This is a genomic window from Dyella sp. SYSU CM1112 (assembly GCF_058216415.1).
In genome coordinates, this window is sequence record NZ_JBZEGI010000008.1 from 163,573 (window position 1) to 188,869 (window position 25,297).

Annotated in this window: 18 protein-coding genes; 8 read left to right on the forward strand and 10 right to left on the reverse strand. The window is 60.3% G+C overall.

Annotation, left to right across the window (positions count from 1 at the left end):
• The first annotated feature begins 179 nt into the window (after positions 1–179).
• Positions 180–941 carry an NAD kinase gene (locus AC4HNJ_RS13195; protein WP_490480046.1) on the forward strand — a complete coding sequence of 254 codons (762 nt, stop codon included), beginning with the start codon at positions 180–182 and terminating at the stop codon, positions 939–941.
• Positions 942–1,091: 150 nt separating this feature from the next.
• Entirely contained in the window at positions 1,092–2,021 is a 930-nt protein-coding gene (locus AC4HNJ_RS13200; RefSeq protein ID WP_490480047.1) for a 5'-nucleotidase, read from the forward strand.
• A 5-nt stretch (positions 2,022–2,026) separates the two neighbouring features.
• Here the strand turns inward: AC4HNJ_RS13200 and AC4HNJ_RS13205 are convergent, their stop codons facing one another.
• The gene (locus AC4HNJ_RS13205; RefSeq protein WP_490480048.1) at positions 2,027–2,665 is read right to left on the reverse strand and encodes a TetR/AcrR family transcriptional regulator; all 639 of its coding nucleotides are present in this window, start codon (positions 2,663–2,665) and stop codon (positions 2,027–2,029) included.
• An 80-nt stretch (positions 2,666–2,745) separates the two neighbouring features.
• On the opposite strand from AC4HNJ_RS13205, the gene AC4HNJ_RS13210 reads away from it, so the two are divergent.
• On the forward strand, positions 2,746–3,477 hold the full coding sequence (locus tag AC4HNJ_RS13210) for a nitroreductase family protein (protein ID WP_490480049.1): 732 nt from the start codon (positions 2,746–2,748) through the stop codon (positions 3,475–3,477).
• 56 nt (positions 3,478–3,533) lie between these two features.
• On the opposite strand, the gene AC4HNJ_RS13215 is transcribed toward AC4HNJ_RS13210, so the two are convergent.
• The 6 genes from AC4HNJ_RS13215 to AC4HNJ_RS13240 all read right to left on the reverse strand — a co-directional run bounded on the left by AC4HNJ_RS13215 (position 3,534) and on the right by AC4HNJ_RS13240 (position 14,857).
• On the reverse strand, positions 3,534–4,421 hold the full coding sequence (locus tag AC4HNJ_RS13215; RefSeq protein ID WP_490480050.1) for an aldo/keto reductase: 888 nt from the start codon (positions 4,419–4,421) through the stop codon (positions 3,534–3,536).
• An 11-nt stretch (positions 4,422–4,432) separates the two neighbouring features.
• On the reverse strand, positions 4,433–5,887 hold the full coding sequence (locus AC4HNJ_RS13220; protein WP_490480051.1) for an efflux transporter outer membrane subunit: 1,455 nt from the start codon (positions 5,885–5,887) through the stop codon (positions 4,433–4,435).
• Entirely contained in the window at positions 5,884–9,192 is a 3,309-nt protein-coding gene (locus AC4HNJ_RS13225) for an efflux RND transporter permease subunit (protein WP_490480052.1), read from the reverse strand. The genes AC4HNJ_RS13220 and AC4HNJ_RS13225 overlap by 4 nt, the downstream gene beginning before the upstream one ends.
• Positions 9,193–9,274: 82 nt before the next feature.
• Complete coding sequence (locus tag AC4HNJ_RS13230; protein ID WP_490480053.1) at positions 9,275–12,382, reverse strand: efflux RND transporter permease subunit; 3,108 nt, start codon at positions 12,380–12,382, stop codon at positions 9,275–9,277.
• A 19-nt stretch (positions 12,383–12,401) separates the two neighbouring features.
• A complete protein-coding gene (locus AC4HNJ_RS13235) occupies positions 12,402–13,646 on the reverse strand; it encodes an efflux RND transporter periplasmic adaptor subunit (RefSeq protein WP_490480054.1) in 1,245 nt (414 codons plus the stop codon).
• Positions 13,647–13,981: 335 nt separating this feature from the next.
• Positions 13,982–14,857: a DMT family transporter gene (locus AC4HNJ_RS13240; RefSeq protein WP_490480055.1), complete on the reverse strand. Its 876-nt coding sequence runs from the start codon at positions 14,855–14,857 to the stop codon at positions 13,982–13,984.
• 246 nt (positions 14,858–15,103) lie between these two features.
• On the opposite strand from AC4HNJ_RS13240, the gene AC4HNJ_RS13245 reads away from it, so the two are divergent.
• The 4 genes from AC4HNJ_RS13245 (at position 15,104) to AC4HNJ_RS13260 (ending at position 19,440) form a co-directional block, all read left to right on the forward strand.
• Entirely contained in the window at positions 15,104–16,273 is a 1,170-nt protein-coding gene (locus AC4HNJ_RS13245) for an acyl-CoA dehydrogenase family protein (RefSeq protein ID WP_490480056.1), read from the forward strand.
• Positions 16,274–16,378: 105 nt separating this feature from the next.
• Positions 16,379–16,918 (forward strand): GNAT family N-acetyltransferase, encoded by a 540-nt coding sequence (locus tag AC4HNJ_RS13250; protein ID WP_490480095.1) that lies wholly within the window; start codon positions 16,379–16,381, stop codon positions 16,916–16,918.
• 2 nt (positions 16,919–16,920) lie between these two features.
• A complete protein-coding gene (locus tag AC4HNJ_RS13255) occupies positions 16,921–17,061 on the forward strand; it encodes a hypothetical protein (RefSeq protein ID WP_490480057.1) in 141 nt (46 codons plus the stop codon).
• Between the two features lie 105 nt (positions 17,062–17,166).
• Positions 17,167–19,440: a thiamine pyrophosphate-dependent enzyme gene (locus tag AC4HNJ_RS13260; RefSeq protein WP_490480058.1), complete on the forward strand. Its 2,274-nt coding sequence runs from the start codon at positions 17,167–17,169 to the stop codon at positions 19,438–19,440.
• Positions 19,441–19,497: 57 nt separating this feature from the next.
• On the opposite strand, the gene AC4HNJ_RS13265 is transcribed toward AC4HNJ_RS13260, so the two are convergent.
• Complete coding sequence (locus AC4HNJ_RS13265; RefSeq protein WP_490480059.1) at positions 19,498–21,192, reverse strand: sensor domain-containing diguanylate cyclase; 1,695 nt, start codon at positions 21,190–21,192, stop codon at positions 19,498–19,500.
• 387 nt (positions 21,193–21,579) lie between these two features.
• Here AC4HNJ_RS13265 and AC4HNJ_RS13270 point away from each other — a divergent pair, with 387 nt between their 5' ends.
• On the forward strand, positions 21,580–22,137 hold the full coding sequence (locus tag AC4HNJ_RS13270; RefSeq protein ID WP_490480060.1) for an NADPH-dependent FMN reductase: 558 nt from the start codon (positions 21,580–21,582) through the stop codon (positions 22,135–22,137).
• A gap of 83 nt (positions 22,138–22,220) precedes the next feature.
• Here the strand turns inward: AC4HNJ_RS13270 and ppk1 are convergent, their stop codons facing one another.
• Positions 22,221–24,371, reverse strand: a complete 2,151-nt coding sequence (gene ppk1, locus AC4HNJ_RS13275; protein WP_490480061.1) for a polyphosphate kinase 1 — start codon at positions 24,369–24,371, stop codon at positions 22,221–22,223.
• Positions 24,372–24,490: 119 nt separating this feature from the next.
• Positions 24,491–25,276, reverse strand: coding sequence for an AraC family transcriptional regulator (locus AC4HNJ_RS13280; RefSeq protein WP_490480062.1), 786 nt, complete (start codon positions 25,274–25,276; stop codon positions 24,491–24,493).
• Positions 25,277–25,297 lie beyond the last annotated feature (21 nt).

Below are 25,297 nucleotides of genomic sequence, written 5' to 3' on the forward strand. Positions count from 1 at the left end.
GACAGGCAACCGCCCCTTGGCATGCCTGAGAGCCAGAGGGTCAACGCAAACGCGTTATGCCATTCTTTTGCACGCCTTGCTTTCTTTTCGTGAGGAAGAGGATGTGCAAGGGAGACATGGTCAGCTCACATCCCGTGTCGTAAGCTCGTTCGCCCACAGCATCAGACGGATCTCACGCCATGCGCCTTGCGTTCGTCGCTAGCGAAACCAATGTTGCTCAGCAGGCACGCCGCAAACTCGTGGAACGATATGGCGACGTACCTGTGACGGATGCCGAAGTCATCGTGGCACTGGGTGGCGATGGATTCATGCTGCGCACCTTGCACGCCCATCGCGCCATGGCGGTGCCGGTGTATGGCATGAAGCTGGGGCGGGTCGGCTTCCTGATGAACAAGCACCAGCTTGATGACTTGCCGGAGCGCATCGCGCGCGCGCATGTCGCGGAACTGTTTCCCCTGGAGATGCAGACCACCGACAGCGATGGGCAGACCCGCTGCGCGCTGGCCTTCAATGAAGTATCGCTCCTGCGTCAGACCAATCAGGCAGCGCACATCGAGGTCAAGCTCAACGGCATCGTAAAACTGGCGAACTTGATCTGTGATGGCATTCTGGTTTCCACGCCGGCCGGTTCCACGGCCTACAACCTTTCCGCGCATGGCCCCATCCTTCCTTTGGATGCCAATGTGCTTGCGTTGACACCGATCAGCCCGTTCCGCCCACGCCGCTGGCGAGGCGCCATTCTGCCGCACCGTACCGTGGTCAGCCTGCGAGTGCTCGATCCCGGCAAACGGCCGGTCAGCGCCACCGCTGATTTTCTGGAAGTGCGCAATGTTCGTACTGTCGACATTCACCAGTCCCGCGAGCTAGGTGTGCGACTGCTGTTCGACCCGGAGCACAATCTGGAGCAACGCATCCTGGACGAGCAGTTTGCGGCGGATTGAAGTCCTATCGTCGTAGCCCGCAGCCCGGCACATGCGAAATGGATTGCTCGTTATGTACGCCTGGATACTGCATGCGCCATGCGCCCTCCTGCGCATCCGTTTGCCGCGAATAAGGCGCATGCGGTGCGCTTTTGCGCTAGATTGAGGCGCATGACCCGCACCACCAAAACAGCCCACGACCCTAGTGCTGTCAACGACAACCGACTTGTCGTTGCGATTTCGTCGCGGGCGTTGTTCGACATGGTGGATAGCCACGCATTGTTCGAGCGCGAGGGGCTGGATGCGTATCGCGCGTTTCAGATCGAGCACGAGGATGAAATCCTGCAGCCTGGCGTGGCATTTCCGCTGGTGCAGAAGCTGCTTGGCCTCAACAAGCTTGCCGGCGATGTACCGCCGGTCGAGGTGATTCTGCTGTCGCGCAATTCCGGCGATACCGGCCTGCGCATCTTCAATTCGATCCAGCATTACGGGCTGCAAATCAGCCGTGCGGCGTTTACCAGTGGCGCCCCGACATCCGACTACATCGCGCCGTTCAAGGCCGATCTGTTCCTTTCCGCTAATGCCGAAGATGTTGGTCGTGCGCTGAAAGCGGGTGTGGCGGCGGCGACGATTCTGCCTTCCATCGCGTCCCCCCGCGCCAGCGAACAATTGCGCATTGCCTTCGACGGCGATGCGGTCATTTTCGGAGACGAGGGTGAACGGGTGTCACGCGAGGAAGGATTGGAAGCCTTCCATCGCAACGAATCCGTACTCGCGACCGAACCGTTGTCGGTAGGTCCGTTCCGCGGTTTCCTGACGGCCCTGCATCGCCTGCAGGCGGCGTTTCCCGCGGAAAACTCGCCGATTCGCACCGCGCTGGTCACGGCGCGCTCCGCACCGGCGCATAAGCGTGTGATCCTCACGTTGCGCCGCTGGGGCGTGCGTATCGACGAAGCGTTGTTCTTGGGTGGCCGCGACAAGGGGCCATTCCTGGATGCGTTCGGCGCGGATATCTTCTTCGATGATTCACCGGCGAACGTGGAGTCCGCGCGCAAGCATGTGGCGACGGGGCACGTGCCGCACGGGGTGAGCAACAGATAAGGCGGCTAGTGGGCGGATGTCCGTCGGCGTGGCAGGGGACGACGCAGGTAGAGCTGCATCAGCAAGACGATTTCTTCGACCAGTTCCGGGCGCTGCAGCCATGCTGGTTGACTGTTGGCGGCTTCATGCACAATGGCATGCCCTGCGGCGCGGAAGACGAACACGGCTAGATCCAGGTCGGGCACGTTGCGCACAAAGGGACGCAACAGTTCTTTCAGTTCTGCGTGGACATTCGCCTCGCGCGCCGAGTCCACGCGCCGGGCAGAGCGCGGCAACTCTTCCGCGAAAATGCGATGCAGTGCGGGAGCGACCCGGTGCTCGTCCACGCTGGCCTTGACCAGCGTCGTCAGGAGTGTGTGCAGACTGCCAGAGGCTTTTAGTTGTTCCGCCGCGCCGGACATGTCACGGCTTACCTGCTCGACATGCCGGCGTTGCAACTCGACCACGATCGATTCCTTGTTGGGAAAGTACTGGTAGAGCGAAGCGATGTTGACGCCCGCGCGCTCAGCAACCCGATTGGTGGTGAAATTTTCCCAGCCGTCTTTGACAAGAATGTAAGTAGCGGCTTGCAAAATCGCATCGACAGTGATGCTGGAACGCGCTTGGCGCGGTTGTTTGCGCGGCGCGGTCTTGACCTTTGGCATGGCGCTTCCAATGTAAGTTGGAAAAGTGAGCAAGAGCTTACATTATGTACGGCATGGATATGTCACGCCTTGAAACCAGCATGGATCCCATTGTGCCCTCGACAGACGATTGGGCTGCATTCCGTGCGATCAACGCCCGGCGCCGGGCCGTACGGGATTTTGACGGCAGCGCGATCGACGTTGCGGATGTGCACGCCGTGCTCGCCGAGGCCCAACTCGCGCCGTCCAGCAGCAATCTCCAGCCCTGGCGCTTCCATTACATCAGCGAGCCCCCATTGCGCCGCCTTGTCGCGGCGGCATGCCATCGGCAGCGCGCCGCAGCCAGCGCTTCCGTTCTGGTCGTGCTGAGTGCCAGTAGCGCTTATGCCCGGCAAACACTGGATGGACTGGTCGAATATGTCGAGCACACGTCGGCGCTGGATGAGCAGGCACGGGCTTATTACCGCAAGCACTTGCAGGAATGCCGTTGGTTCGACCGTATAGGAGGTCTGTGGCTGTGGGAGCCCATCATGGACATGGTTTCCCTCATCGAGCCCACGCTCACGCTGTTGCCGCTGGGCGCCGTGCGCGTACGCCATGAGATGGCTCGCAATGCCATGTTTGCCGCGCAGACTTTGATGCTTGCTGCCTCGGCCAGGGGCCTGGATAGCTGCCCGATGGAGGGTTTCAGCCCCAGGAAAGTGGCGAGGCTTTTGAAGTTGCCGCGCGGCACAGTGATACCGTTGGTGATCGCGCTCGGGCGGCGCACACCGGATGCGCGCGTGGAACCGCGCTGGCGTGTGCCGCTAGAGCAGGCAGTGGTCGAGTATTGAGCGTTACCGCTAGCTAACCCTTCTTTCTTTGCGAGAAGGTGTCTAGCGGGTGTGGTTTACGGCACCGAGTGCCCCTTGCTTGCCGTCCAGATCGCATACCAATCTTCGGCATCGAGCTGCACATCCAGTGCAGCGACGGCGTCACGCAAACTTTCGATGCGACCGCTGCCTGTGATCGGATAGGGGCGCGATGGGTGACGTAGCACCCAGGCGAACGCGAGCGTGGTGAGCGAGACGCTGTAGCCTTCCGCAATGGCCGACATTTCGGCGCGGACACGTAACGCCTGCTCGTCCTGGCCTGTAAACAGACATCCGCCGGCGAGAGGCGACCAGATCATGGGCCGCAGGCCCAGATGTTGCGCCTGATCGAGGGTGCCGTCGTCCAGTGCATCCATGTGCATCGGTGACAGTTCGATCTGATTGGTGACCAGCGGATGGCGCTGGTGCAGTAGCGCAAACTGGGTGACGGAGTGATTGGAGACGCCCCAGTGAGCGACCTTTCCTTCGCGGGTGAGCGCAGCAAAAGTGTCCGCCAGCACATCCGCGTCCATCAGATAATCAGGGCGATGGATCAGTACCAGATCCAGCTGATCCGTGTGCAGGTTGCGCAGCGACTGTTCCACTTGTTGCCGGATGTAGGCGGCGCCGGTGTCGTAGTAGGTAAGGCGATAAGGCCGTTGCGACGAACGCAACCGGATGCCGCATTTGGTCACCAATTGCATGCGACCGCGCAAGCTGGGCGATGCTTTCAAGGCTTCGCCGAACAGTGACTCAGCGCGGTAATCACCGTAAATGTCCGCGTGGTCGAACGAGGTGAAGCCAAGCTCCAGCGCTTGTTCGATCCAGCGCACGCGTTGCTGCACGTCAAGCTTCCATTCTGTGATGCGCCACAGACCGGCCACGATAGGAGAGAGTTCGAATGGGGCAGTGATGTCGGTCGGCATAGGTTGGCGTGTCAGCGTTGAGTCATGGAAGGTGGCGGCGCATGGAGTTCGCTGGCTGACCAGCCGCCACCCAGATCGCCGATCAATGAAATCGTATCGAGCAGGCGTTGCTGCCGGATGGCCAATGCATTTTGTTCAGCGCTCAGTTGAGCGGCCTGGGCCGTTGCAGCGGTGGTGTAGTCGACGGTGCCGGCCTGGTATTCATTCAAGGCAATCCGCGCGCCTTGGGTCGCATCGCGTACGGCGGCATCCTCGACATCCGCCTGCTGGGCAAGGATGCGCAAGCCTGACAAGTCGTCTTCAACCCCTTCCAACGCCGTCAACACAGTGCCGCGATAATTGGCGACTGCCGATTCATAGGCGGCCTTGGCAGCTTGCACCTGTCCATGCCGTGCCCCGAAATCGAATACGGTTTCGTTCACATCGGCGCCCAGCGACCAGACATGGTTGGCGATATGCAGCAGGCCGGCCAGCGGCGATTGCGAAAAGCCATCTGCACCGGACAGCGTGATGTCGGGATAGTAAGCCGCTATCGCCACACCGACGGCTGCGTTCTGGGCGGCCATCTCACGCTCGGCGACGGCGATGTCGGGACGGCGTTGCAGCAGTGTTGAAGGCATGCCGGCCGGAACGGAAGGCAATGCAGGCAGCAACGTACTGTGCGGAATCGCGAGCTCTTCTGGCGTTTTGCCCACCAGCACGGCAATGGCGTGCTCTTCTTGCGCGCGTGCAATACCTAGCGCGATCAAGCTGGACTTGGCACTTTCCAGTTGGGTGCGTGCAGTGATCACATCCGAGGGCGCCGCGGTGCCGGCTGCCCCCTGGTTGCTTACCACGCGCAAATACTCGGTGTATGCCTCGACCGTCTTCTGCAGCACATCGATATCGGCGTCACTGATGCGAAGTTCAATCACGGCATCGGCAAGTGCGATTTGCTCCGACAACGTGGCGTTGGCCAGGGTTGCCTGGCTGGCCTGGGCGGAAGCCTTGCTCTCTTCGATGGAGCGCCGGACTTTTCCCCACAGGTCGGGCGCCCAGCTTACATTGCCTTCCAGCGAACCAGACGTGCTCACGGCAGGGCGTAGGGCGGTGCTGGAAAACGTGCTGCTGGTACTGCGTTGCTTGGTGGCCGAACCGGTGACGCCAATCGTGGGAAACAACGCGGCCCGCGCAACCTCTACCTCAGCCACCGCCTGCTGATAGTTGGCATAAGCCTGCTGCACGGTCTGGTTGGAGACCGAAACCATGGGTTCAAGTTTGTTGAGCAGCGGATCGTTGAAGCCCACCCACCAGTTGCCTTTGGGAGCTGCGCCGGCTTCGGGTGTTGCCGCCGTCCAGCCTGGCAGTTCCTTGTATTGCGTCGGCATGGATACCTGCGGGCGGTGATAATCCGGGCCGACCATGCAGCCGCCGAGCAGCAACGTCATTGCAGCGGCTAATGCGGTGTGAAAAGTTTTCGTGTTCATGCGCTTGCGTCCGATCTGTTCCACGGCAGCGTGGCTGACCATCGTGCGAGCCTTGCACGCAGACGATCGAGGAAGAGATAGATCACCGGAGTCGTGTACAGCGTAAAGACCTGGCTGAGAATCAGGCCGCCCATCACCGTGATGCCGAGCGGCTGGCGCAGCGATGAGCCTTGGCCGATGCCGACGGCCAGCGGCACTGCGCCCAATACGGCCGCGGCCGTCGTCATCATGATAGGACGCAGACGCATGACAGCGGCATCGTGAATCGCTTTTTGGGGTGCATAGCCTTCGTCGCGCTGCAGATGGATGGCGACGTCGATCATCATGATCGCGTTTTTCTTGACGATGCCGATCAGTAGGATGATGCCGATCATCGCGATGACCGAGAACGGCGTACCGAAGATCAGCAACGCCAGTGTGGCGCCGATACCGGCCGAAGGCAGCGTGGAAAGAATGGTGATGGGATGCACGGTGTTTTCATAGAGGATGCCGAGCACGATGTAGACGGCTCCCAAGGCCGCCAGGATCAACAGCGGCATGGATGACATCGAACGTGAATAAACCTGTGCCGCGCCGGCCGTAGCGCCGTGGATCGAAGCAGGCATGCCGAGATCCTGCATGGCTTGGTTGATCGCCGCCAAGGCTTTGCTCAGCGAGCCGCCCGGCGGCAGGTTGAACGAGATGGTGCCGGCCACCAGGCCATCCTGGTGATTGACCTGGGTAGCCGTGTGGTTGCTGGTGTAGCTGAGCATGGCCGGGAACGGCACCAGCGTTTCCGCTGCCGTGCTATCGGCGCTGCCGCTGGAAGTGCCGCCTCTGGAATTGGAGATGGCATTGGTGAGCTGGTTGGCCTGTGCGTTTGCGTTGAGCGCGTTGGTGGTGGACTTCGTACCGCTCTGAGTGGTCATCGCGGAGAATGTCTGCACGCCTTGGACGGTGCTGCCCGGCATCTGGGTCTGCTGCGTACCAGTGGGATTGCCGGCTGCCTTGCTGAAGTACATGCGTTCGAGCATTTGCGGGTATTGCCAGTACTTCGGCGCCACTTCCATCACCACGTAATACTGATTGAGCTCGTTGTAGACGGTCGACACGGTACGCTGGCCGAACGCGTCATAGAGCACGCTGTCGATCTGGTTGGGCGCAAAGCCGTAGCGCGCCATCGTGACGCGGTCGAAATGGATGTAAGTCTGCAAACCGTTTTGCTGCAGATCCGAATTGACGTCCTGCAGCTGGTTACGGTACTTGCCCAATGCCGTTACCAGTTTGGGTATCCAGGTATACAAGGCATCGGGATCGTCACTGGTAAGGGTGTACTGGTATTCGGCCGCAGACTGTCTGCCGCCGATATGCAGATCCTGCGCGGCCTGCATGAATAGCTTGGCGCCGGAGACGGCGCTGAGCTTCGGACGCAAACGCTGCACGACCTGGGCGGCCGATACCTTGCGTTCGGCCAGCGGCTTGAGTTCGACGAACACGTTGGCGGTGTTGAGCGCTCGACCACCGGTAAAGCCCGCCACGGACGCCACGGCGGGATCCTTCTGCACGATCGATTGCAACTGCGCGAGTTTTTTCTCCATCGCCTGGAAGGAGATGCTCTGGTCCGCGATGATCTGGCCGAAGAGAATGCCGTTGTCCTGCTCCGGGAAGAAGGTCGAGGGTAGCAACTTGAACAAGAAAACGTTCAGCACGATCAGACCGATCAGTGTCAGGCCGACCAGCAAAGCGTTATCGAGCACGGCAGCGAGCGAGCGTGAGTAAGCGTTCCTGAAGCGGTCGAACTGCCGTTCGTACCACACGGCCCAGCGCGCCTTGGAATGCATGGCGGCACCGGGGCGCAGCACGTGCGCGGCCATGGTGGGGGTGATCGTCAGCGAGATCACCATGGAAAGCAGGATCGCAATCGAAAGCGTGACCGCGAACTCGTGGAACAGCAGGCCGATAATGCCTGGCATCAAGATGATCGGCAGGAACACCGCGATCAACGAAATGCTCATGGAGATGACCGTAAAGCCGACCTCGCGGCTGCCGCGAAGCGCGGCCTCGCGCACGTCCATGCCGGTTTCCACGTGACGGACGATGTTTTCCAGCACCACTACGGCGTCGTCCACCACGAAGCCGGTACCGACGGTGAGCGCCATCAGTGAAAGATTGTCCAGGCTATAGCCCAGCAAATACATCGGCCCGAACGTTCCGATGATCGACAAGGGCAGTGCCACCGAAGGAATGAGGATGGCGCGCGGCGATTGCAGGAAGACGAACACCACGCCCACGACCAGCAGCACGGCGACGAACAGCGAACGTTCCGTATCGCCCACGGCGGCGTTCACCGATTGAGAGCGGTCAAGCGCGACGCCGACATGGATGTTGCTGGGCAGCGTCGCCTCGATGGATGGCAGCACGCGTCGGATCTGGCCTACCGTCTTGACGATGTTGCTGCCGGGCAGCGGATAGACGATTACCAACACCGCGGGCTTGCCATTGTAGAGACCCATATTGCGGATGTTTTCCGCGGAGTCCTCGACGTCGGCTACATCGCGCAGCAGCACCGGTGCACCATTGCGGTAGGCAACGACGAGATCGCGGTAGGGCGCCGCCTTCTTGATCTGATCGTTGGACGTGACTTCATAGCGCAAGCCGTCCTGATCAATGTGGCCCTTGGCGCTGTCAGCGTTGGCGGCACTGATGGCGGCGCGCACATCCTCCAGGCCAATGCCATAGCTGTTCAACTTGTTGGGTTCCAGTTCCACGCGCACCGAGGGGAGAGCGCTGCCGCCGAGTTCGATTTCGCCGACACCATCGACCTGCGACAGCTGCTGCTGGATGACCGAATTGGCCGAGTCGTAAAGTTGCGCGCGGGTCAGTGTCTCGGAGGTGAGCGCCAGCACCATCACCGGCGAATCCGCAGGGTTGTATTCGTGGTAGGTCGGGTTGTTGCGCAAGGTGGTCGGCAAGTCGGCGCGCGCGGCCTGGATGGCGGCCTGCACGTCGCGCGCGGCGCCGTTGATGTCGCGATTCAGATCAAACTGCAATACCACGCGTGTGGAACCGACATAGCTGGTCGAAGTCATCTCGTCGACGCCGGCGATGGCCCCCAGGCGTTTTTCCAGTGGCTCGGCCACCGTGGAAGCCATGATCCCGGGGCTGGCGCCGGCCATGTTCGCCTGTACGACGACGACGGGGTAGGTGACGTTCGGCAACGGCGCGACTGGCAACTGGAAATACGCCAGCACGCCCGAGAGCAGGATGGCGATGGCCAAGAGCGTCGTCGCCACCGGCCGCCTGATGAAGAGGGCGGAGATATTCATGACATCGCTCGTTGTGCAGCGAGGTCATGAAGCCCTGCTCTTGGGGGGAGAGGGGCGACGCGGGCGTCATGGACGCCAAGCTTCATGGCGTGGAATCTCCCGCTACCAGCGATGGCTTGCGATGGAAGCGCTGTGCCAGCCGATCAAAGAAAAGATAGATCACAGGTGTGGTGAACAGCGTCAACAGCTGGCTCAGCATAAGGCCACCGATGATGGCCAGGCCGAGCGGACGGCGCAGTTCAGAACCGGTGCCCGTGCCGAGCAGCATCGGCAATGCACCAAGCATGGCTGCCAGCGTAGTCATCAGGATCGGGCGGAAACGCAGCAGGGACGCCTCGAAAATTGCTTCTGCCGGTGATTTGCCGTGATCGCGCTCGGCTTCGAGCGCGAAGTCCACGATCATGATCGCGTTCTTCTTCACGATACCGATCAGCAGCACGATGCCGATGATGCCGATCACGTCCAGGTCGGCGCCCGCGACCATCAGCGCCAGCAGCGCACCGATGCCGGCGGAAGGCAACGTGGAGAGAATCGTCACCGGATGGATGAAGCTCTCGTACAACACGCCAAGCACGATATAGACGGCGACCAGCGCGGCGATCAGCAAGTACACCTCGCTGGAAAGCGAATCCTGGAAAGCCTGGGCGGCGCCCTGGAACGAGGAGGTGATCGATGGTGGCAGATGCACCGCTTGTTCGGCCTGGTGGATCTCGTCGACGGCCTTGCTCAGCGAGGCGCCCTGCGCCAGGTTGAACGAAACGGTGACCGCCGGAAACTGTGCCAGATGGCTGATGACCAGCGGCGACTTGGTCACCTGGATCTTGGCGATGGCCTTGAGCGGAACCTGCCCATTGCTGCTGGTCTGACTGGGCAGATAGAGATCGCCCAGCGATGCCAGCGTCGGCAGTTTCTCGGGTTTGGCGACCAGGATGACGCGATATTGGTTGGACTGGTCGAAGATGGTCGACACGATGCGCTGGCCGAGCGTGTCGTACAGCGCGTTGTCGATCGTTGCCGCGGTGATGCCGAAGCGCGCCGCCAGCTGGCGATTCACTTCAACGTTGACACTCAGGCCTTCATTATTCAAATCACTGGTGACGTCCCTGATCGACGTGATGTGTTTCATCTTGTCGATCAGCGCGGGCACGTACTTGTCGAAGGCCTGCTGGCTCGGTCCGCGCAACACGAATTGGTATTGGTTCGGCGAGACAGTAGTGTCGAGCGTCAGGTCCTGCTCCGGCTGCAGATAGAGCTTGATGCCTGGCACATTGGTGACTTCGGTTTGGATGCGACGTGCGATTTCAGAGGCGGTTTCCGAGCGATCATCGCGCGCCTTCAGGTCGATCAGGAAACGGCCTTGGTTGAGCGTGGTGTTGGTGCCGTCGATGCCCACGTAAGAAGTAAGGTTGGTGACGTCCTTATCCTTGAGGATCGCCTGCGCCAGTTGCGCCTGCCGGTCCACCATCGTTGTGTACGACACCGAATTGTCGGCGATGCTGATGCCCTGGAGTACGCCCACGTCTTGCACGGGGAATAATCCCTTGGGAATCGCAACATAAAGCATGATAGTGATCGCCAGCGTGACGATGAAGGTCACCAGCGTTGCCGTTTGGTGATCCATGACAAAGCGCAGGCCGCGTTCATAGGCAGCAAGCGTCTTGTCGAAAATACCCTCGCTGATCTGTTCGAAGCGGCTCGGATGGCGTTCGGCCTGCGCGCGCAGAATGCGCGCGCACAGCATGGGCACCAAGGTAAGCGATACCACGCCGGAGAGCACGATAGTCACGGCCAGCGTGACGGCGAACTCACTGAACAGGCGGCCGATCACGCCACCCATGAAGAGCAGGGGAATCAAGACCGCGATCAGCGATACGGTCAGCGACAGGATGGTGAAGCCGATCTGGCCCGCGCCGATCAGCGCCGCATTCAAGGGCGTTTCACCTTCTTCCAGGTAGCGCACGATGTTCTCGATCATCACGATCGAGTCATCCACCACGAAACCCGTGGCGATGATCAGCGCCATCAAAGAGAGATTGTCGATGGAGTAATTCAACTCATACATCATCGCCAGCGTGCCGATCAGCGAGACCGGCACGGAAATGCTGGGAATGATGGTGGCGGGCAGGTTGCGCAGGAAGACGAAGATCACCAGCACCACCAGCACCACCGCCAGGATCAGTTCAAAAGCGGCGTCCGACACCGATGCGCGGATCACGCCGGTGCTATCGGAAACGATTTCGACCTTCATGCCGGCAGGCAGCGTGGATTCGAGCTGCGGCAGCTCGCGTTTGATCTGGTCCACCGTGGCAATCACGTTCGCACCAGGCTGGCGCTGCACATTGAGCACAATGGCAGGCGTCCCGTTGTACCAGGCCCCTTGCTCGGTGTTTTGCGCCGCTTGCGTCACGCGTGCGACATCGCGCAGGAATACCGGCGCGCCGTTCTGATAGGAGACGACCGTATTCAGGTAATCCTTCGGATCCTGGATCTGGTCATTGCCGTTGATGGTGTAGTCCAGCTCAGGGCCATCGAAATTGCCTTTGGGCTGGCTTACGTTGACGTTGGAAATCAGTGAGCGAAGATCATCGATGTTGAGCCCGTAGGCGGCCAGCTTCTGCGGATCGGCTTCGACTCGCACGGCCGGTACATTGCCGCCGGAGGGCGTCACCAAGCCGACGCCCGGGACTTCAGCGATCTTCGTGCCCAGTCGGTTGTTGGCAACGTCCTGCAACTGTGGCAGCGACATCGATTTGGAAGTTACGGCGAGGGTAAGAATCGGCAAGTCAGCCGGATTCACCTTGGCGTATGTCGGCGGTGCAGGCAGTCCGCTCGGCAACAGACTGTTTGCCGCGTTGATGGCTTCCTGCACATTCTGTTCGGCCACGTCGAGGTTGAGCGACAGGTTGAACTGCAGGGTGATGACAGATGCGCCGGCCGAACTGTTGGACGTCATCTGCTGGAGGCCGGGAATTTCACCGAGCTGCACTTCCAGCGGCGCCGTCACGGTGGTGGCCATCACGGAAGGGCTGGCGCCGGGATAGAAGGTCTGCACCTGGATGGTCGGATAGTCGACGTTGGGCAGCGACGAGACGGGCAGGAAGCGCATGGCGACCAGGCCCACCAGCACGAGGGCGATCATCAGCAGCGATGTCGCCACGGGCCTGAGTATGAACAGGCGAGAGATGTTCATTGAACCGCGCGCCTACCGATCACGATGCCGAAGCGTTGGAGCTGGAGCCGTGTTTCCGTCGGCCGCCTGCGTGCGTGTTGCCCGTCGACGACGATGCTGCCGGGGCCGATGCACCCTTGGCGCCGGCAATGCGGATCTTCGCGCCATCGGCGAGGCGATCCGTGCCATCCGTGACCACCGTCTGGCCGGGAGAGACGCCAGACAGGATCACCGTGTATTTGCCATTGCTCGGTCCCAGCGTCACCTTTTGCACGGATACGGTGTCGTTACTGTTGACCAGGAACACGTAATTGCCTGGCGCACCGGTCTGCACTGCCGGCGTAGGTACCAGCAAGGCATTGCGCAACGTGTCGACCAGCAACTGCACGTTGACGAACTCATTGGGGTACAGCGACTCATCCTCGTTGGGGAACGTGGCGCGCAAGGTGATGGTGCCGGTGCTGGTCGCCATTTGGTTGCTGATGGCATACAGCGTGCCGGTAGCGAGCTTCTTGGTGTTGTCGCTGTTGTAGGCCGTGACGGGCAACTTCGCGCCACTGTTGAAACGCTCCAACACCTTGCCCAACGAGTTCTGCGGCACGGTGAATTGCACTGTGGTGGGTTTCATGGAGGTGATCACCACGATGCCGGTAGAGCTCGATGGCGTGACATAGTTGCCGGGATCGACCAGGCGCAAGCCGACGCGGCCATCCACCGGCGCCGTGATGTGGCAGTACGCAAGATCGAGATCGAATTGCGCGATGTTTGCTTGATCCGCTTTGACCGCCGCTTCGTCCTGCTCGACCAGAAATTTCTGGTCCATGTACGTTTGCTCGGCGATCGATTTTTGCTGGTAGAGCTGCGTAAAGCGGGCCAGGTCGGTGCGTGCCTGATCAAGGCTGGCCTGATCCTTGGCGAGTTGCGCTTCGGCTTGCTGCTTGCTGATCTCGTACTGGCGCGGATCGATCTGGGCGAGGAACTGCCCTTTCTTCACGTCCTGGCCTTCCGTATAGCCCACTTCAGTGAGGTAGCCGCTTAGCTGCGGCAGCACCGTCACGGTGGCAACAGGTGTCACCGTACCAAGCTCATCCAGAACCTCCGGCATGTTGCCCTCAGTGGCGACAGCCGTGCTCACTACCTGGGCAGGCATGCCGGTTCTGGCCGGCTTGGCGCGGTACAAATGAAACACGACCAGGATGATGGCTGCGGCAATGATCGCCACCGCGATCCACAGGCCGCGTCTGCTACGAAAATGTCCGGCTGTTCGCGGGGTATCCGCACTCATAACCATCTCCACATACTCGCTCCCGCGTTGGGTCAGGAGCACTTTCATTTGCCGAAAACGTGAACCGCCGGGGGAAAGGCGGAAAGTGGCCGTCGGCACGACGGTCGGGGGTGTCAGAATGCTTCTAACGGTTCTTCGCACACATGGTTGACGCGAAGATCCCCGATACATTGCACTAATGGATTAGTACGGATTTGAAGCGCCCTGAACCTTTGTAAGGATTTGGAGTGCCATTCTGAAGTGATTGCGGCGGGGCGAAGACTGCGAAGAGACCTATTGCACTACGCGTCCGACTATGGCTGGTTTTGAAAATGGATGTGAGGCAGGGCGACGGTTCAAACGATTTTCTGCCGCCGCCACCATGGCGTCACCTTTTCTTCGCGCACCAAAGTGAACAGGCCTGCCCCGAGAATCATCACGATACCGATCAGCATCGGCCAATCCAGCCCATCGCCAAACAACCAATAACCGAAGGCGATCGCCCATAGCATTTGGCTGTATTGCGTAGGCGCCACGCGATTGGCAGGAGCGATCAATGTGGCATACATCAACAGCACGCCGGCCAATGCGGCCAGCAAGCCATAGCCGGCCAGCAAGCCCCATTGATGCAGGTTGGGCCATGCAAATCGCGGAATCATGAGCAGCCCCCCGATGATGAGCGGGCCGAGCACGCCGGCACCGTAAAGGCTGAGGCGCTTTTCATGTGGGCCAGCCATGCGCAGCGCCACCACGGATGCCGCGGCGAACAGCCCGCATACCAACCCGGCGATATCGCCGATGCCTAATGCACGAAAGCCTGGCCGCAGCACGACTAGTACGCCCGCAAAACCTACGACGACTGCCGACCAGCGCCGCCAGCCGACGTGTTCTTTCAGGAAAATCACCGAAAGCAGCGTCACGAAAATCGGCATCAGGAAAATCATCGTGAATACTTCAGCCATCGGCAGCAACGTAAAAGCGGTGACCGAGGCAATATTGCCGAATGCACCGGCCGCCGCGCGCAGCCACCACAATGCCGGGCGTTGGGCCGTGACGACATCACGCCAGCGATCGCCCCTGTTCATGATGAAAGGCAACGCCGCCAACCCGAACATGGCGCCGAAGAACACCGATTCATACGGAGGGATGGAACCGTGCAGGGATTTCACGAAGGCGTCGCTGATCGCATAGGCCGCGAAGCTGGCGAAGCCAAGAAGGATGCCTTTGATCACGTACGGGGTCCGATCGATGGATGCGCGAGGTCTAGCTGCGATCGATCCGGCGGAATAGGCAAGAACCGCTCGCCACCGGCTTCAGTACCGGCAGCCGCGGCGGCTTCCGCGGATGACACGCTGCAGCATAGCGGGGAATACCGGAATGACAAGGCGCCGGCAGTGGCCCGGTGCTGCACCCCGGCGTGACCGCCAAGACACCCGCCAGCTACCATATAGGGCTCCCCAGATCGCTTCGGAACGTTTATGGCAGCCCGATTGAACCCGCTCGACCTGTATGACGTGCGCGCCCTCCTTACCGACGAGGAGCGTATGGTGCAGGACACCGTTGGCCGTTTCGTCGACGAGAAGGTGTTGCCCATCATTGCTGATTGTTTTGACCAGGGCCGCTTCCCCAGCGAATTGATTCCCGAAATTGCCAACCTGGGTCTGCTGGGCGCCACGATTCCCGAAAAATACGGTTGCGCCGGCATGAACGGCGTCAGCTACGGCCTGATCTGCCAGGAGCTTGAGCGTGGCGATTCCGGCTTGCGCAGCTTCGCTTCCGTGCAGAGCTCGCTTTGCATGTATCCGATCTACGCCTATGGTAATGAAGAGCAGAAGATGCATTACCTGCCGCGCATGGCGGCAGGCGAAGTGATCGGTTGCTTTGGTCTGACCGAACCGCATGGTGGTTCCGACCCGGCCAACATGAAGACCCATGCCAAAAAGGATGGCGGCGACTGGATCATCAACGGCGCCAAGATGTGGATCACCAATGGCAATCTCGCGCATATCGCGATCGTGTGGGCGCAGACCGATGACGGCATCCAGGGCTTTATCGTCCCCGCCGAGACCAAGGGATTCACTGCGCAGGAAGTGCACAAGAAAATGAGTCTGCGCGCATCGGTGACTTCCGCATTGTTTTTCGACAACGTGCGCGTGCCGGATGCGCAGCGCTTGCCGAACGTGAAGGGCCTGAAGGGACCGCTGGGCTGCCTGACGCAGGCGCGCTACGGCATCACCTGGGGACCGATCGGTGCCGCGCAGGCCTGCCTCAAGGAAGTGCTCGACTACACGCAGGAGCGCGTGCTGTTCGGACGTCCACTCGCCGCCAACCAGGCCATCCAGCTGAAGTTGGCGGATATGGCCCGGCGCATCACCACGGCGCAGTTATTGTCTTTGCAGCTGGGTCGTTTGAAGGACGCCGGCAAGATGGAACCCACCCAGGTATCGCTGGCCAAGTGGAACAACGTGCGCATGGCGCTGGATATCGCGCGCGAATGCCGCGACATACTTGGCGGCGCGGGTATCACGGTGGAGCACTCGGCTATTCGCCACGCGTTGAACCTGGAATCCGTCATTACTTATGAGGGCACGGAAACCGTGCACCAGCTCGTGGTCGGGCGCGAGCTGACTGGGATCAACGCATTCTGATTTACGTAGGGTTGCCCCCGTTTTCTTGCCTACCGTCATTTTCGTTTTTGCGGGAATGACGGTACGCAAGCTAGATGCCATGCATGAGAGTTCCGGGACATGACCGTGCCGATCCACGATATCCGCATCGAAACCGAACGGCTCATCCTGCGTCCTCCCATCTGGGAGGACTTCGATGCCTATGCTGCGAACATGGCCGATCCCGATGCCTCCCGTTTCATTGGCGGCCAACAGCTGCGTGAGGTGGCCTGGCGTGGTTTTCTTTCGCTGGCGGGTGCCTGGATGATCCAGGGCTTTTCGATGTTTTCGGTGATCGAGAAAGCGACCGGGCGCTGGATCGGGCGACTAGGTCCATGGCAGCCGGAAGGCTGGCCGGGCACCGAAGTGGGCTGGGGCCTTGCGCGCGATGCATGGGGCAAAGGTTATGCACTAGAAGGAGCTGCCGCCGCCATCGATTGGGCGTTCGAACATTTGAAGTGGAATGAGGTCATTCACTCCATCAACTCGGACAATGCGTCGTCAATCGCCTTGGCAAGGCGGCTGGGATCCAAAATGATTCGCTACAGCCAATTGCCGCCTCCCTATCAAGACCTCACCGTCGAAATCTGGGGTCAGACACGGCAGCAATGGTTGAGCCGGAAATGACGATGCGGCGCCATCCCGCGTTGCAAGAGGCGATGGCGGCAAGTGCGCCGTTATGGCAACAGCCATGTCGTGACGCATGGATCACCCCAATCCGCTTGCTGGAAAATTTCGGCCGTCCCACAGATTTGCTGCATCCGGAATGACTGCGCGCTTTATGACATCCAGGATTCGTCCAACGATTGTTTCGGCGTGTTTGTCCATGAATTCTTTTAGTGCCGCATGACGGCACCTTTGCTGAGAACATCACCATGTCCTCCACTCCTATCGCTGCCCGTCACAAGGGCTTCAATCGTGCCGAGATCGTCGATCAGAACTTCACGGAATTCGTGCAGCTCTGGCAAGGCGAGGTGTGCGCCGCGCCGCACGACCATGAGCCCGTGCTGCCGGGTAGTGCGCTGGATGCGCGCGGCTTTCGCGACTTGCTCGAATCGCAACTCATCTCGCGGCATCTCGATTTGATGGCACGCGTGCTACGCGTGCAGAACAAAGTGTTCTACACCATCGGCAGTTCCGGTCACGAAGGTAACGCGATGGTGGCGCGGCTTGCCCGTCACACCGATCCGGCTTTCTTGCATTATCGCTCCGGCGGTTTCATGGCCGAGCGTTTTCGCAAATTGCCGGGCATGGATCCGGTGATGGATTCCGCACTGTCGTTTGCCGCCAGCAAGGAAGATCCGGCTTCCGGCGGCCGCCACAAAGTATGGGGCAGCAAACCGTTGTGGGTGTTGCCGCAAACTTCGACCATCGCATCGCATTTGCCCAAGGCATTGGGCACGGCAATCGCCATCGAGCAGGCAAGGCGCATCGGTCATCCGTTGCCGGTGCCTGGGGACTCCATCGCCATTTGTTCGTTCGGCGACGCGTCCAGCAATCATGCAACCGCGCAGACCGCCTTCAATGCCGCGGCATGGACGGCGTATCAGAAGCTACCCGCGCCAGTATTGTTCGTATGCGAAGACAACGGCATCGGCATTTCGGTGAAAACGCCTTCCGGCTGGGTGGCGAACAATTTCCAGCATCGACGCGATCTGGATTACTTCTTTGCCGATGGCCTGGATCTGGCGACCGGATACGAGCAAGTGCAGCGCGCCGTGGACCACTGCCGTGAGACTCGCCGCCCGACCTTCCTGCATTTGAAGACCACCCGCATCATGGGGCATGCAGGCACCGATTTCGAAATCGAATGGCGCAGCATCGAAGAACTGGTCGCCGTCGAGGCGTCCGATCCGCTGCTGCGTTCCGCGGCGATTGCACTGGAATCCGGGCTTTATACGAAAGAGGCGTTGTTGGCGCTCAACGAGGCTACACGCCAGCGTTGCTTCGCCGCCGCCGAAGAGGCCGATCGTCGTCCCAGGCTTGAGCGTCTGGATGAAGTGATGGCGCCGCTTGCTCCGTACACGCCGGAAAAGGTCAAGGCCGAAGCGGAGCGTACCGATTATGCCGATCGGCGTATTGCCGTATTCGGTGGCGAAGAGAAGCTGCCGGAAAAGCAGGCTCCCCGTCATCTGGCCATCCAAATCAATCAGGCATTGCACGATGTGATGGCGAAGTATCCGGAGTCGCTGCTGTTTGGCGAAGACGTCGCGCAAAAGGGCGGCGTGTATACGGTGACCAAGGGCTTGCAAAAAGTCTTCAAAGGTAACCGCGTGTTCAACACCTTGCTCGATGAGACGGTCATTCTGGGGCTGGCGCAGGGCTATGCCAACATGGGCATGCTGCCTTTGCCGGAGATCCAATACCTGGCCTATTTCCATAACGCCTGCGATCAGATTCGCGGCGAAGCGGCGTCACTGCAGTTTTTCTCCAACAACCAATACCGCAATCCGCTGGTGATGCGTGTGGCATCGCTGGGTTATCAGCGCGGTTTCGGCGGTCATTTCCACAACGACAATTCCATTGCGGCCTTGCGCGACATTCCCGGCCTGGTGGTCGGTTGCCCAAGCCGTGGCGACGATGCGGCCACCATGCTGCGCACCATGATGGCGCTGGCCAAAGTAGATGGCCGCGTTTGCGCTTATCTTGAGCCCATTGCGCTTTACATGGCCAAGGATCTCTACGAAGCGGGCGATGGACAGTGGCAGTTTGCTTATCCGGCGCCCGGTGAAGCGATGCTGCTCGGTGAGGGACGCGTTTATAACGAGCAGGCCAGTGACTTGGTGATTTTCACCTTCGGCAATGGCGTGCCGATGGCTTTGCGCGCCGCGCGTACGATCGAGAAGGCATTGGGCTGGCAGGTGCGCGTGGTCGATTTGCGTTGGCTCGCGCCGCTCAACGATGCCTATATCGCAGCGCAGGCGCGCAGCGCCAAGCATATTCTTGTCCTTGATGAAGGACGCAAGAGCGCTGGGGTAGGCGAGGGCATCATTACTGCCATCGTAGAAGCCGGTCTTGGCAGTACGCCGCTGGAACGCGTCGTCGGCGCGGATACCTATACGCCACTGGCCGGGGCCGCTTTCCTGGTATTGCCGGGCGATGGCGATGTGGTGATGGCGGCGAAAAAACTGGCTGCCCGCGATGCGTGATCCATGCCGTCGGGTTGCGGTCGGCTATGAGCGCAACCTTGCATCGTTGTTAGAACGCTAGCATTCCGGCCCGCGCACGGGATGCGGCTTCTGCGGAGTTCCATGCATATCCGCGCGGCGCTCGAATGCATGGGCGTGATTGCGGCCGTGCAACTTCACGTAATACATCGCCTGGTCGGCGCGCTCGATCATGGTTTCGAGCGTGTCGCCCATACTGCGCATCGCGAGGCCGATGCTGATGCTCAGCAGCAGGTCCACGTCGTCGACTGGGATTTCCAGCCGATGTACGCGCCGGCATAGGCGCGTTGCGACATGCATGGCCTGTTCCTGATTCACATCATGGAGCATGGCAACGAATTCTTCGCCGCCATAGCGGCCCAGCAAATCGGTGGGGCGCAATTCTGCGTTGAGGACATCGGCCACGGCTATCAGCGCACGATCGCCGGCGGCATGGCCATGGCGGTCGTTGAGCAGCTTGAAATGGTCAAGATCGAGGAACAGCAAAGCGATAGGCTGATTCGTGGTTGCCGCCTTGGCCAGCACGTGGCTGGCGGCTTCCGCCCATGCGCGCCGGTTCAGCAGATTGGTCAGTGCGTCGCGATCAGCGAGTACACGCACATGATCGCGATCACGCCGCATCGTCAACGCACGATCTGCCAGGCCTAGCGACAGCACGATTGCCTCGAAGGCGCCCATCGCGATGCTGGCGTCGTTAAGCCAATCGAGGCTTGGCAATGCGCCGGTGGTCTGCGCGCTGGTCATGGCGGTCAGCACCAGCAAGGGCGTCCAGCCGAGCAGGAAAAACCACGCCTGGCGCGAGCCCCTTGCACTGGCGATGAGGGCCGTGAACAGCAGCAATAGTGCACCAAGTATCAGCACGGGATTGACCAGCGTCTGCGCCATGAGCACCAGGGAGGGCATGCCGCTGCAGCGCAGGAGCACGATCAGCGGCATGGCGATGCCGAGCCCGACGATGGGAACGCGCAGAACGGGCGCATAACGTGGAAGATCGCAAAACCGGCTGATGAACAGCGCTGCGAACGATACCGACAGCGCCACCGCCGATGCGCCGACCAGGGTCCCTGATCCCGCGAGCCAGTTCCATCCGAGCGGATGAAACAGAAAGCCGGTTTGAATGCCTTGTACGACCACATAGCAAAGCATGTAGCCGGTGTACCAGGCGAAGGTCATGTCGCGCAGCATGATGGCAAAACACATCGCCATCAGCGCCATGGTGACCATCACGGCGAAGCACGCGGTGGCGAAGGCCAGCCAGGTGGCATCTTCCTGCAGAAAATCGTCCAGGCTTTGCAGCTCGAACCGCTCCGGCGCGGCAACGGTGCCGCTGGGCTCGAACTTCAGCAGCAGCGGATCGGCATCCCCATGCCTTGGTGCAAGACGGAAAGCCAGTCTGCCATGACCATGCATCGGCGCGGTGAAGTCATCGAGCGACAATGTCTGGATCGGACCCTTTCGATCATAAAGCGTGACCGAACCCATGGGGGCCGGATAGATCGACAGTACGCGCTGTTCACCTGCTTCAGGCGGCACCGGTTGCAGAACCACCCAGCTTCCCAGCCCATCACGCGGAAAGCGTTGCAAGAGAGAGGGATTGAAGTGTTTGAGCCCGCCGTTACGGAAGGCATCCATGATGCGCGCAGGTGTGTCACCGTGAGCTGCTTCGCGCCATGCCCCCCGCAACGGTGCCTGAGCAGTGGCGTGCAGGAGCGAAAACCAAAGCAGCCATATCATCGGCAGGACGGCTGCCAGCCACCGCCGCATGGACCACGTTGTGTTGAGTACTCCCCCAGTCACCTGAGCCCCTTGTTTCCAAAGCGGTGCAACGCAATCGGCTTAGGCTTGCTGCGTCATCCCGATATGAGCCGTCCATCGACCCGGTATGGCATCTTTTCGGTCTCCCGCTTCGTCGCCATTGTCACCCTTCACCACGTCGATGACGCGACGTCATGATGAGGTGGCTGCTTATTCACGAGAACGTAAAGCAGGGGTTGTGCCAAGCCTCGATTTTTCGTAAGGGATGATTTCACAAGAAGTTTCGGCGCCGCATTGCATGCTTTACGGCATTCTATGACGGTGCGTGTGACACGTTACGACAACTCGGTGAGGCGGGAGGACGACATGGGTGCCATCAAGGTGGCTGTGTTGGTGGGAAGTCTGCGCAAGGGGTCGTTCAACCGCCGCCTGGCTCATGCGGTAGAACGGCTAGCCCCGGCTGAACTATCGTTCCAGCACGTCCGCATCGACAATCTGCCGTTGTACAACCAGGATTTCGACCATGACTACCCTGCGGTCTGCCGGGAGTTGAAGGACCAGATCAAGGCAGTTGATGCCTTGCTGTTTGTCACACCTGAATACAACCGCTCGATTCCCGGTGTGCTCAAGAATGCCATCGACATTGCTTCGCGCCCTTATGGCACTAACGCGTTTGCCGGCAAGCCGGGTGCTGTGATCGGTATTTCCGTCGGCGCCACCGGCACGGCGCTTGCGCAACAGCATCTGCGCAACGTACTGGCCTATCTGGATGTTCCTTTGCTCGGGCAACCGGAGGTGTTTATCAAATTCACGGAGGGCTTGATTGATGAGGATGGGAACATCCATGCCGAAGGCACCCGGAAATTCCTGCAGGAATTCGTCGATCGCTATGTCGCATGGGTACGTCGGCACGTGCAGGCCTAGCCACTGCTCAAGAGGGCAGAGGTGTCTCTGACTCTACCCTCGCAGGATCGATTGTCCGCGCTGTGATCGGATAGCAAATCGACTCAGGGGATGGCCGGTACGCCGAGACCGCAGTATTTTTCCAAAAGCTGCTGTTGTATGTCATGCGGCGATTGCGCGTCAGCAGGACGCAAGCGGGAATAGCTGCCGTCGGTATGCATTTGCCAGGCCGTCGTGTTGTCCGCCAGATAAAGATCCAGTTCTTTGCGGATGCGCTGGCGCAGTTTGCGGTCTTCGATGGGGAAGCCGGTTTCCACCCGGCGATCCAGATTGCGCTCCATCAGATCGGCGCTGGCCAGGTACATGCGTTCGTCGCCATCGTTGGCAAACCAATACACGCGACTGTGTTCCAGAAAGCGTCCGACAATGGAGCGTACGCGGATGTTTTGCGAAACGCCTGGAATGCCGGGGCGCAGGCAACACATGCCGCGTACGATCAGGTCGATCTTGACGCCGGCGGCGCTGGCTCTGTACAGGGCGCGAATTATCTTGGCGTCGGTCAGTGCATTGATCTTGATGATCATGTGTGCATGCTTGCCGGCCTCGGCATGTGCCGTTTCGCGCGCGATCATGTCGAGCAGGGACTTCTTGAGCGTGAAGGGTGCATGCAGCAGTTTTTTCATCTTCAGCAGCTTGCCCATGCCGGTGAGCTGGCTGAAGAGTTTATGTACGTCCTCGCATAGCGCCGCATCGGAAGTCAGCAGGCTGTAGTCGGTATAAAGCCGCGCGTTGCCGCTGTGATAGTTGCCTGTGCCCAGGTGCGCGTAACGCTGCAGCTTTTCACCCTCGCGCCGTTGGATCAGCATCATCTTGGCGTGGGTCTTCACGTCGACCACGCCGTAGATCACCACTGCGCCGGCTTGTTGCAGGCGACTTGCCAGGCTCAGGTTGGACTCCTCATCGAAGCGCGCGCGCAGTTCCACCACGGCGATCACTTCCTTGCCGGCGCGTGCGGCTTCGACCAAAGCATCCACGATTTCCGAACTGGCGCCGGTGCGGTAGAGCGTCTGTTCGATGGTGAGCACAGCGGGGTCCTTGGCCGCCTGGCGCACGAGATCCACCACGGGAGCAAACGACTCGTAAGGATGCAGCAGCAACACGTCCTGTTTGTTGATGACCTGAAACAGGTCTTCGGCTTTCTTGAGCGTCTTGGGAATTGCCGGAACAAACGGCGGATACTGCAGGCGCGGATTCTCACTGCGGCTGACGATGCCGAACAGGCGCGTGAGGTTCACCGGCCCGTTGACTTCATAGAGCTCCGCTTCGGTAAGTTCGAATTGCTTGAGCAGATAATCGGTCAACTTCTTTGGGCAATTGTCTGCCACCTCCAATCGCACCGCATCGCCGAAGCGGCGCGAAAACAGCTCGCCGCGCAAGGCACGGGCAAGATCGTCCATTTCTTCCGGATCGATGGTGAGGTCGGCGTTACGGGTCAGGCGGAATTGGTAGCAGCCTCGGACTTCCATGCCGGGGAACAGTTCTTCCGCGTGTGCATGGATGATCGACGACAGCAGCACGTGGTTTTCGCCGCCGTCGCAGATCTCGGCCGGCAGCCGCATGATGCGTGGAAGCACGCGCGGCGCCGGCAGAATGGCGAGACCGGAATCGCGTCCGAATGCGTCCACGCCTTCCAGTTCGACAATGAAGTTGAGGCTCTTGTTGACGAGCAGCGGGAAAGGATGGGTGGGATCAAGGCCGATGGGGGTCATCATCGGCGCCACTTCCTGGCGGAAGTAGCGTTGGATCCAGCGTTTTTGCGCGGGTGTCCAGCTTTCGCGGCGCACGATGCGGATGCCATGCTGGTCCAGTTCCGGCAGCAGGCGCTCATTGAGAATGGCGTACTGGCGGGCGATCTGGCGATGGGCAATGTCGCTGATCTCAGCCAGCGCCTGCTTGGGTGGTATGCCATCCGGCCCGACGATTTCGTGTCCAAAGGCGAGCTGGCTCTTCAGGCCCGCTGCACGGATTTCGAAAAATTCATCCATGTTGCTGGAAAAGATCAGCAGGAATTTCAGCCGTTCCAGTAGCGGCGTGCGTTCGTCCAGGGCTTGCTCAAGCACGCGATTGTTGAACTGTAGCTGAGAAAGCTCCCGATGAATGTAATGAGCCTTGTCGTTGAGGTCGATAGCTGCCGCTGCTTCAGGGGCGGCGGGGCCGACGATGGTGGCGACAGCTTGCTCATTACGTTTGTTCATCGATACGTCATCCGGTGATTAATGGTGCGTGGCCGTCGTCCCGATGATGGCGCGCACTATCGGGATACTGGGGGAAGGCCTTGACGTAGTTATGACATCGCGCGCTTGAAACGTCGATCTCATTGTCGGTGTCTGGCTGTAAGGTATTGGCTCGGCGAAGCACCCAGCGTACGCCGAAAAGCAGCAGTAAATGCGCTCGTACTGCTGTAGCCGAGTTCCATGGCGACGGTGGTCACGGGTTGCCCGCGGCCGAGCCGCGCGACGGCGGCCAGCAGACAGGCCTGTTGGCGCCATGCACTGAAGCTCATGCCGGTCTGTTCGCGGAACAAGCGGGTGAAGCTGCGTCGGCTCATGTCAGCCTTGTTGGCCATGGTGTCGATGTCTGTCTCTAGCGTGGGCGTTTGCAACAATGCGCGGCAAAGCACGGTCAGGCGAGGGTCGCTGGGCAGCGGCGTATTCAAGGGCAACACGGGCATGCCAGCGATTTCGTCGACCAGCAGGCGCATCAGTCGATCGTCACGGCTGTCGAGCAGGTATTCGGCCGGAAGATCTGCCGCCTCGGAGAGCAAGGCATGCAACAGCGGCGACACGTCGATGACGACGCAGTGCTGCGGCAATCCGGCCTTGGCCGCCATTTCTGGAAGCACATAGGCGCTGCGGGTGCTGGTCGGGCCACCCATGCGAACCACATGCGCCACTCCGGCGGGAATCCATAAAGCGCGCCGCGGCGGCACGACCCAGCTGCCTTCGGTGGTATTGACGGTCAGCACGCCGGTGATGGCGTACAAGCATTGGCCTCGCTTATGGGTATGGCTGGGCAGCACCGTACCGGATGGGTAGTCGTTGCCCGTCGCCACAACGTCGCGCGGGGTGTCTTCGTACGTGATGACGCGGATATTTCTCACGTTTGGCCCGGATTCGACAGA

Excerpts from the sequence above, each read along its gene's own strand:
- AC4HNJ_RS13195 (WP_490480046.1), top strand. The coding sequence starts at position 180 with ATGCGCCTTGCGTTCGTCGCTAGCGAAACCAATGTTGCTCAGCAGGCA.
- AC4HNJ_RS13200 (WP_490480047.1), top strand. The coding sequence starts at position 1,092 with ATGACCCGCACCACCAAAACAGCCCACGACCCTAGTGCTGTCAACGAC.
- AC4HNJ_RS13205 (WP_490480048.1), bottom strand. The coding sequence starts at position 2,665 with ATGCCAAAGGTCAAGACCGCGCCGCGCAAACAACCGCGCCAAGCGCGT.
- AC4HNJ_RS13210 (WP_490480049.1), top strand. The coding sequence starts at position 2,746 with ATGGATCCCATTGTGCCCTCGACAGACGATTGGGCTGCATTCCGTGCG.
- AC4HNJ_RS13215 (WP_490480050.1), bottom strand. The coding sequence starts at position 4,421 with ATGCCGACCGACATCACTGCCCCATTCGAACTCTCTCCTATCGTGGCC.
- AC4HNJ_RS13220 (WP_490480051.1), bottom strand. The coding sequence starts at position 5,887 with ATGAACACGAAAACTTTTCACACCGCATTAGCCGCTGCAATGACGTTG.
- AC4HNJ_RS13225 (WP_490480052.1), bottom strand. The coding sequence starts at position 9,192 with ATGAATATCTCCGCCCTCTTCATCAGGCGGCCGGTGGCGACGACGCTC.
- AC4HNJ_RS13230 (WP_490480053.1), bottom strand. The coding sequence starts at position 12,382 with ATGAACATCTCTCGCCTGTTCATACTCAGGCCCGTGGCGACATCGCTG.
- AC4HNJ_RS13235 (WP_490480054.1), bottom strand. The coding sequence starts at position 13,646 with ATGAGTGCGGATACCCCGCGAACAGCCGGACATTTTCGTAGCAGACGC.
- AC4HNJ_RS13245 (WP_490480056.1), top strand. The coding sequence starts at position 15,104 with ATGGCAGCCCGATTGAACCCGCTCGACCTGTATGACGTGCGCGCCCTC.
- AC4HNJ_RS13255 (WP_490480057.1), top strand. The coding sequence starts at position 16,921 with ATGCGGCGCCATCCCGCGTTGCAAGAGGCGATGGCGGCAAGTGCGCCG.
- AC4HNJ_RS13260 (WP_490480058.1), top strand. The coding sequence starts at position 17,167 with ATGTCCTCCACTCCTATCGCTGCCCGTCACAAGGGCTTCAATCGTGCC.
- AC4HNJ_RS13265 (WP_490480059.1), bottom strand. The coding sequence starts at position 21,192 with ATGATATGGCTGCTTTGGTTTTCGCTCCTGCACGCCACTGCTCAGGCA.
- AC4HNJ_RS13270 (WP_490480060.1), top strand. The coding sequence starts at position 21,580 with ATGGGTGCCATCAAGGTGGCTGTGTTGGTGGGAAGTCTGCGCAAGGGG.
- ppk1 (WP_490480061.1), bottom strand. The coding sequence starts at position 24,371 with ATGAACAAACGTAATGAGCAAGCTGTCGCCACCATCGTCGGCCCCGCC.